Source organism: Prosthecobacter sp., from assembly GCF_046154365.1.
In the GTDB taxonomy this organism is placed as follows: Bacteria; Verrucomicrobiota; Verrucomicrobiia; order Verrucomicrobiales; family Verrucomicrobiaceae; genus Prosthecobacter.
In genome coordinates, this window is record NZ_JBJXFV010000130.1 from 1 (window position 1) to 7,266 (window position 7,266).

Sequence of the window (7,266 nt, forward strand, 5' to 3'; positions counted from 1 at the left end):
TGCTCACGCCCTTCGAGCCCAGTTGCATCCTCGTCTATGGCCCCGGCAAATACCGCTTCTACGACTTCATCAAAGTCGGCGGCGGCCTCACCGTTGCCATGCTCCTCGTCGTCCTCGCGATGGTGCCGATATTCTGGCCGCTGAAGTAGCTGAGCGCTGGCGTCGTAGCGCGGAATTCCGATTCCGCGACGGCACCGACTCGGTATCGGAATACCGAGCTACAACAATCCGCCGCCGTTGGCTGCGGGCTTGATTGGGTCGTAAGGCTCCGGCTCCACCTCTGGTGCCGCAGCCAGGATGTTCAGCATCGCTTGGGCCGAACCGCGCTGCGCGCGCGGATTATTTGCCAGGCATCTGCCGTGCATGAGCCTGATATTCTACGGCAGCACCGTAAAGCCCAAGTGTGTCGCCGCAGCACGCTGACGGCCATCCGCCTCAGCCAAAAACAGTTTCAGCAGGCCTGATGTGTCCCAGTGCGCCATGCGTATTCAGGCTCCGCGCAGGTCGTCCATGATTTGCTGGAGTGGCGTCCCGGTCTTGCCAGTGACGCCGCGCTGCCGCCGCGCTGCCAGCTTTTGCAGCCAGGCTTCGTGACGAGTCTGGCGTTGTTTGGCCGCTTGCGGTCTCGTTTCGACGAGAGATTGCAACCACGCGAGCAAGGTCCGCTGCTGGGTGGGCGGCAGCGACGTTACTGCGCTTTCGATTTCGATCAGTGTGCTCATGGTGCGCAGTATCTCTAACTGGCAATCGGGTGTCAACTGCGACATGCTCATCGCCGTGGCGCACCGGCGGCGGCGAGGTGAAGTTCTCCCTCGATGATTTGAAATACAGCGCTGCTCCCAAGTGACCGAAGACTTGGCCCAAAGATGCAGGCTGTCAGAAAACTGCGGGACGCTGGTCTAATGTCTAAATGCCTGACACCTTGCCCATGATTGGGTCGTGAGGCTCCGGCTCCACCTCCGGTGCCGCTGCGAGGATGTTCAGCATCGCTTGGGCCGAACCGCGCTGCGCGCGCGGATTATTTGCCGATTATTTGCCAGGCATCTGCCGTGCCATGCTCATGCTCCCGGCTACGGCATGCTCGGCCTGCTGATCAAGCCGCAGCTCCGCGATGGGGTTGGCCTACTTGGCGAGTTTGAAGGCGAAGAAGTGAAACCTCAAATCTACGCCACTTCAGCCTCCTGCTGTCAGCTATCGACCCCCGACCCTTTCTTGCAGAGGTGGAGAATCAGCCAAGACTTTTGTCAGCATAACCCAGTAGTGCCGCAGTATGATTGGAGCATGCGCTGGAGCACGGTGATGGGTGGAAACATACTCTGCATGGACATTACTTCGATCTTCACTCTGGCTGATCGTGTCGCTCAAGTTCCAAGGGCTGGTGGATACTGGCAATGGGGTTACGGCTATGTGATTTATCCAGCCATTCACTTCAATGAACCACTCATCAAGCGTTCCCTCTTGGACGAATGCGATCATAGCGCTGCGAGGCAGGCCTTCGCCGTGCTTGTTCTCTTTGAAACGCTCAATGCCTCCCGAGATGGGTTTCTTGGCATCTTTGGCTCTGTCCCAGTCGCCGCATACATACTCGCGAGTTCGGTCCTTCTTGGGGTCCCTCGGCGTGGGCAAGCGCTTGGCTTCGATGGCGTAGAATCGCTGGTGCCCAGCGTAGAACGACTGCTCGATCCAGATGCCCGCCCTTGAACTCGAAACCAGGCTCACGTCCTCGGAGCGAGAGCCTTTTCTGGGGTCTTCATGGGCGAACTTCCATGGCACAGCGAGTTCTCGTGCCGTTTGATCCAGAAAGGTGTAAAGGTGGAAGGTAAGTGCTCGCTCACCTTCTTCGGAGACATCATACGCGAGCGTCACTGACACACGCCAAGCAAGAAGCGAAGCCCGAATCATTGCTTCAATGTCATCGCACAAATCGTCATGCGAAGGCACCCGATTGGGCGCCCCGAAGATCGGAACTTCGAAGGCGCGAGAGATCATACAGAAACTTCGGTTAGCCGGGAGGCCTGCTTCGGTTTTGCCGTGAGACTGCCAACCACTTCATCTGCATCCCTTACGGCTACCGACTGCAGCCAGTAGCGGTAATCTTTTGGCTTGATGAGGTAGAGAGTCTCGTCATCAAACATGCGCACCACACGGCGGAAGCGAAGATGGGCACTGGATCGATGTTCCAAAAGGGCATCCAGTCGGGCGATCAGTTGTTCCCTGGTTTCGCCATCTGTGGTTGATTCGCCATGATTCGAACCATCGAGTGAGTAGGCTACGCACCACGCAGTCCCCAGGTCAGTGATCTGAGATTCACAAATCTCTTTCCATGTATGGCGCAAGACCTTGATCAGTGACCTTGAGAATGATTGAAGCTGCTGCTTGGACGCAGGCTTCACCAGATGAGCGGTTTCGGGCTTGCCTGTTCCATACTTGATCAGCGGAATCATGTGCTGGAGCACATCATCACGAAGCGTTGGTTCGATACCCCGGAAGTGGAGCTTGCCATCCTGTGGATAGGGCAATTCCATGATGTCCTGTTTCAGCAAGGCCGATTGTTTATTGACCATGTAGCGCGCGCCAAATGCCACAAAGAAAGGCAAATGCGCTTGCTCTCGACATAGATAATCAGCAAGAGACTTCAGCTCTCCCTCATCGTGTTTTGGGCAAGCGATAGAGACTATCTGTTTTCGAAACAACAATGGCTGACTATTTTCAGAACCCCGAAAAACAAAGGGCAGACTCTCGTGCTGCTTGATTAGCAAGTGCGGAGGGGAAAAGATCGCAAAATCTCGAGGTGCGCCAAAATACTCCAACCCAGAGCGATCTGATCCTTTCTCGCCTGTTGGAATTAGCGGGAACGAGTCAGTATCGACATAGATCATTTCCTTTCTCAATGGACGATACTTGCCTCCATTCTCTCCCCAGAACCCTTCGCTACAGAACCAATTCGCTGGGATCGGTTTTCCATCATAGTCTACGTCGGGCTGCGCATCACGCTCATCTTTTGTCCGGGTGTCGGGCCGATGATCAATGCAGTCCTTTGATTTCAGGAAGCTCTCGATCGTCCGGGTGCCCTTCACCGAGTGATAAGTCTGCAATAGACGCCCGCCTCCCAACAAGTTGGCTTTCCACACCTTCGGATCGGTCATGGCGACATCGACCGGGACCCGATGAATGTCATACGCATCGACCTCAAAGAACAGCCGCTGCTCGACGGCACTAACTTTGCGGAAGGTGACATGGGTAATTACGTCGTCTTCTCTGGGCGGCACCGCTTCTATGAACACTGCTACGACCTTCGTGTCCACCTTTCCTCCACCCGTTTTGGCGGCATCGAAGAGATGCCGAACTGAAATGAAGTCGAGGATCTGCGGGACACGCCAGTTGCGGAAGAGAACCGATCTGAACTCCTCTGGACCAAGGTTGTAGAGAAAGGCGTCCTTTTGAATCAAACAAGCAATGCCACCTTCCTTGAGCAAGCGAGGGGCCTCGCGAAGGAAGTGATAGCAAATCTGATTGCCTGGAACACCGCTTGGCCAAGCCACTATTTCTGGCAGACCTGGGCTTGGCGCAGTAGCAACCCGGTCAGCGATAGCACTCGCTACGGCGTCGAACGGTGGGTTCCCAATCACAAGGCTGAACTGCCCTGCATGAGGAAGGCCGCCCTCTAGTTGCTCGAAGAAATCACGAGAGAACAAGTTGTTGCCATGGAGTCCAGCCTTGAGACTTGGAAGCTTGTGATTTTGAAGGTCATCAAGCACCGAAGGGTTATCATCCTTGGCGTCCCGCATCAGCTCCGCACAGAGGGCAACACTCAGGCTGAAGCAGGTGAGGTCGATAGCATCAGGCTTGATGTCCACGCCATAGATATTTTGCTTCATCAACGCAGAAAGAACCTCGATCCCCGGCTTCTCGTTCTTGTGCAGCACGCGCCATGCCTCGACCAGACGACGCCAGGCACCGACAAGGAAAACACCTGACCCACAAGAAGGGTCGATCAGACGATAGGGAGCATCTTTTCCCGGCTCCCAGTTTCGCAATGCTTCGACCACGCGGTCAGGTTCCATCGCTTCATCAAGCAGAAGTTCGGCGAGAAGCTGTGGCGTGTAGTAGGCGTTGTCTTCGCCACCGAGGAAGTCCTCATAAATGTAGCTCATCGCCTCCACCGGCAGATGATCAAAACGATAGAGCTTCCAGAGGTGCTTTTGCCCACTGCTGATCTGACCTGTGGCGAAATCTGCGATGGGAGCTAAGTCGTCTGCCTCTAGTCTCTCTATTTGTTCACGCTCCGACGGCTCTCCGTTCACTCCGGGCCGTAAACGGAATACATCACCATTAAGGTCATGCTCCAGCTTACCGAGCACATTTGCCAGTGTTCCCGGTCTCCCGACAATGTCCTCGAAGCGAGTCGCGTCTCCATTGGCTCTTCGAAAGTAGTCATCGGTGAGGATGCCCCTCTCTTCCAAAAAGCGCACTATGATCGCGAAGATCATGAGTCGCTTGGCGAGGGCTGGGTTGTTCCACTTCTCGGTTCGCCTCTCGACCTCTAATCGGGCGATCCTCACTTCATTCACGAGTGCCTTGATGGATGTCTCAGCGTCGTTCAGCAGAGGGTTATCTTTGTTCCAGAAGGTGCCGTTATCGAAACGATGCGCGTTGTATCGGTCCCACTTGTCCTGCTCGATTTCGGCTGCTGTGTCTGCTGCCAGGTTTAGCTTTTCAAAAGGCGAAAGCTTCGGCACACCCAGCTCATCCAATTCCGGCTTGGTTAAGAGGTTGCGGATATCTACCCCGTCCCGGCACAGAACGAACATGAGAGGCACTTGGCCGTAGTTCCATAGCTTGAGTTGGAGTTCGCTGTCCTCCGCATTGTTGACCACCGCTGTGGGAGAGGTGCGATCAAAGATGAACACCTCCGCCCGCGGAGCACCCGTGTCTGGATAGAGTCGGAAATAGACATAATCAGCCCCAAACCCAGAAGCCTCCTGCACCAAACGGCGCAGGCGGCCCTGGTAGGGATGCTTTGCGATCTTTTTCTCGTACTCAGTTGCCACCGCCCCCTTCAGCACACGCACCAGCCCGCTCTCATCCGAGTGCATCGCGAGACGGTCTAGGGCTTCAGTGGCGGGGCGGGTCACAGTGAGGGAAGGAATTCGGTAAGGATAACAAAGTGGGGAACGCGGCGGCAACGCTTGTCTTCGTCTAGCGGGTGGAATTTTCAACTGCCGACGCCTACCTCGCTCCAGATTGTGAAAAAGAGAAAAAGACGCCAGGCATTCCTGGCCGCTGGCACTACTAGGGCTGCCAAAGGCAAAAAATGGCATTTTTCCCAGGATTGAGGACTCAATCCGCAGATTGGGGCCGCAATCCGCGAGTGATTCGCATCTACCCGCGAGTGATTCCGGTTAGCTCCGGGATGGTTCGTTTTTATCCCAGGATAAACGCGGGCAACTCGCGGATAAACGCCAACCATCCGGGGATAAAAGCCAGCAACTCCAGGTTGATTCCCGCCAATCCCAGGATCGAGCGCCCGCACCCCAGGATGATCGCCGCCAACCCGGGGTTGATCGCGGCCCGCTCCCGGCTCAAGCGCACGCAACCCGGGGTTAGAGCCAGCCATCCCAGGATAAACGCCACCCAAAACCGGGCAAACCACTCGCCAAGCCAGACTGCCCGGCCCAGCAGCGATCTTTTTCCTCGCAGACAAAAGAATTTCCTTCCAAATCCGCGCGTCATTCCATTAAGATCGCCGGGTTAATCCAAACAACCGGCACCACTGACACTGCCCATGCCTACAGGCATCATACGACTCGATGAAGGCTGGCGGCTCGATGACCACCATCGACTCGACCAGCCCCCAGTCACCCTGCCCATACCAGCGCCAGCCGCCACACGCCAACAACGCACACGACCACCCGCCATGGACTTCATCCCACCCAAACGCGCGCCACGTCTCTTGTGGCTCGACAACCTCAGTCAGCACCTCACCGCCGAAGCGGTGAAAATGGGCTACCCGCCCGCATCAGCCACCGCACTCAAAACCACCGTCGATGCCCACATCAGCAAGATGAGAGCCACCGACGATGCCCAAGCCGCACTCGATGGCGCACGCGCCATCGAAGCGCAGTCTGGCACCATCGCGGCAATCCGCCTCGCCGTGCGCAACATGAAAACCCTGCCCGACTACCCAGCCTCCGGCAGCGAAGGCGTGCTGCAACTCCGTGGCCCCGGCTCCGGCTTTGACGCCAACACCTTCAAGCCTGAAATCAAACTCAGCATCGTCGGTGGCCAGATCCGCTTTGACTTCACCAAAGGTGAGGCCGACGGCGTCGTCATCTACTGCCGCCTGCGTGGCAGCGCCGTCTGGAACAAGCTCGGCATCGACCTCTCCAGCCCGTATTACGACACCAACCCGCTGGCCCAGCCCGGCGTGGCGGAAGTGCGTGAATACATGGCCCGCGCCATCCTCGACGACGTCGAAATCGGCCTGCCAAGCGACATCGCCAGCCTCACTTTCGGCGGCTAAGGCGGAAGACCTTGAGACCGGGAGACCATGAGACAGGGAGATGATCCTGTCGCGCGGCTCTCCCGGTCTTTGTTTCTCAGAGTCTCCAAGTCTCCTCTTCTCCAAGTCTATGTTCGATCCCAACATCCCCGCCGACCACGCGGAACTCACGGGAGTGATGTTCCGGGGGCAATTCACCGGCCTCAAAGAGCTCATCGACGCCGTGCCCGCCGGACCGCCGGGCCAGAACGGCAGCGATGGCACCAGCGTCACCGGCGCGGTCATGGATGGCACGACCACGCTCAATCCCGGCGATGCCGCCCAGGCGAGTGTGAGCTGGGACGGTGCGAATGTGCGCTTCACGTTTGGGATTCCGCGCGGCCAGGACGGCGTGAGCAGTCCGCCGATCACCAGCTTCTTGGTGGATGGCGTGACCACGCTGAACCCAGGCGAGCCGGCGACGGTGCAGACCAGCTTTGATGGTGCCAGTGTACGGCTGCTGTTTGGCCTCCCGCGCGGCGGTGACGGCACGAACGGCAGCAACGGCAATGATGGCGGCCAAGGCCCGCCGTTCACGAACTTCGTCGTCGATGGCGTGACCACGCTCAACCCGACTGATCCCGCCACGGTGGCGGCAAACTTTGATGGCAACGCGGTGCGCCTCCAGTTTGGCGTGCCGCGCGGATTTGACGGCAACACCGGTGGTCAGGGACCGGTCGGCCCCACCGGCCCGCCGTTCGGTAATTTCATGGTCGATGGCGTGA

The 7,266-nt window shown here is 57.5% G+C and carries 5 protein-coding genes and 1 pseudogene; 2 read left to right on the forward strand and 4 right to left on the reverse strand.

What is annotated here, in order from left to right; genetic code table 11:
* Positions 1 to 488: 488 nt before the first annotated feature.
* The 4 genes from ACKVY0_RS16975 to ACKVY0_RS16990 all read right to left on the reverse strand — a co-directional run bounded on the left by ACKVY0_RS16975 (position 489) and on the right by ACKVY0_RS16990 (position 5,733).
* Positions 489 to 722 (reverse strand): hypothetical protein, encoded by a 234-nt coding sequence (locus ACKVY0_RS16975; RefSeq protein WP_409216016.1) that lies wholly within the window; start codon positions 720 to 722, stop codon positions 489 to 491.
* Between the two features lie 469 nt (positions 723 to 1,191).
* The gene (locus ACKVY0_RS16980) at positions 1,192 to 1,989 is read right to left on the reverse strand and encodes a hypothetical protein (RefSeq protein ID WP_409216017.1); all 798 of its coding nucleotides are present in this window, start codon (positions 1,987 to 1,989) and stop codon (positions 1,192 to 1,194) included.
* Positions 1,986 to 5,135 (reverse strand): Eco57I restriction-modification methylase domain-containing protein, encoded by a 3,150-nt coding sequence (locus ACKVY0_RS16985; protein WP_409216018.1) that lies wholly within the window; start codon positions 5,133 to 5,135, stop codon positions 1,986 to 1,988. The genes ACKVY0_RS16980 and ACKVY0_RS16985 overlap by 4 nt, the downstream gene beginning before the upstream one ends.
* Positions 5,136 to 5,424: 289 nt before the next feature.
* Positions 5,425 to 5,733, reverse strand: coding sequence for a hypothetical protein (locus ACKVY0_RS16990; protein ID WP_409216019.1), 309 nt, complete (start codon positions 5,731 to 5,733; stop codon positions 5,425 to 5,427).
* Positions 5,734 to 5,785: 52 nt separating this feature from the next.
* Here ACKVY0_RS16990 and ACKVY0_RS16995 point away from each other — a divergent pair, with 52 nt between their 5' ends.
* Together ACKVY0_RS16995 and ACKVY0_RS17000 are read left to right on the forward strand one after the other, a co-directional pair.
* The gene (locus ACKVY0_RS16995) at positions 5,786 to 6,523 is read left to right on the forward strand and encodes a hypothetical protein (RefSeq protein WP_409216020.1); all 738 of its coding nucleotides are present in this window, start codon (positions 5,786 to 5,788) and stop codon (positions 6,521 to 6,523) included.
* A gap of 109 nt (positions 6,524 to 6,632) precedes the next feature.
* Positions 6,633 to 7,266 (forward strand): annotated as a pseudogene (locus ACKVY0_RS17000) (hypothetical protein); the annotation flags it as partial.

Excerpts from the sequence above, each read along its gene's own strand:
- ACKVY0_RS16975 (WP_409216016.1), bottom strand. The coding sequence starts at position 722 with ATGAGCACACTGATCGAAATCGAAAGCGCAGTAACGTCGCTGCCGCCC.
- ACKVY0_RS16995 (WP_409216020.1), top strand. The coding sequence starts at position 5,786 with ATGCCTACAGGCATCATACGACTCGATGAAGGCTGGCGGCTCGATGAC.
- ACKVY0_RS16990 (WP_409216019.1), bottom strand. The coding sequence starts at position 5,733 with ATGACGCGCGGATTTGGAAGGAAATTCTTTTGTCTGCGAGGAAAAAGA.
- ACKVY0_RS16980 (WP_409216017.1), bottom strand. The coding sequence starts at position 1,989 with ATGATCTCTCGCGCCTTCGAAGTTCCGATCTTCGGGGCGCCCAATCGG.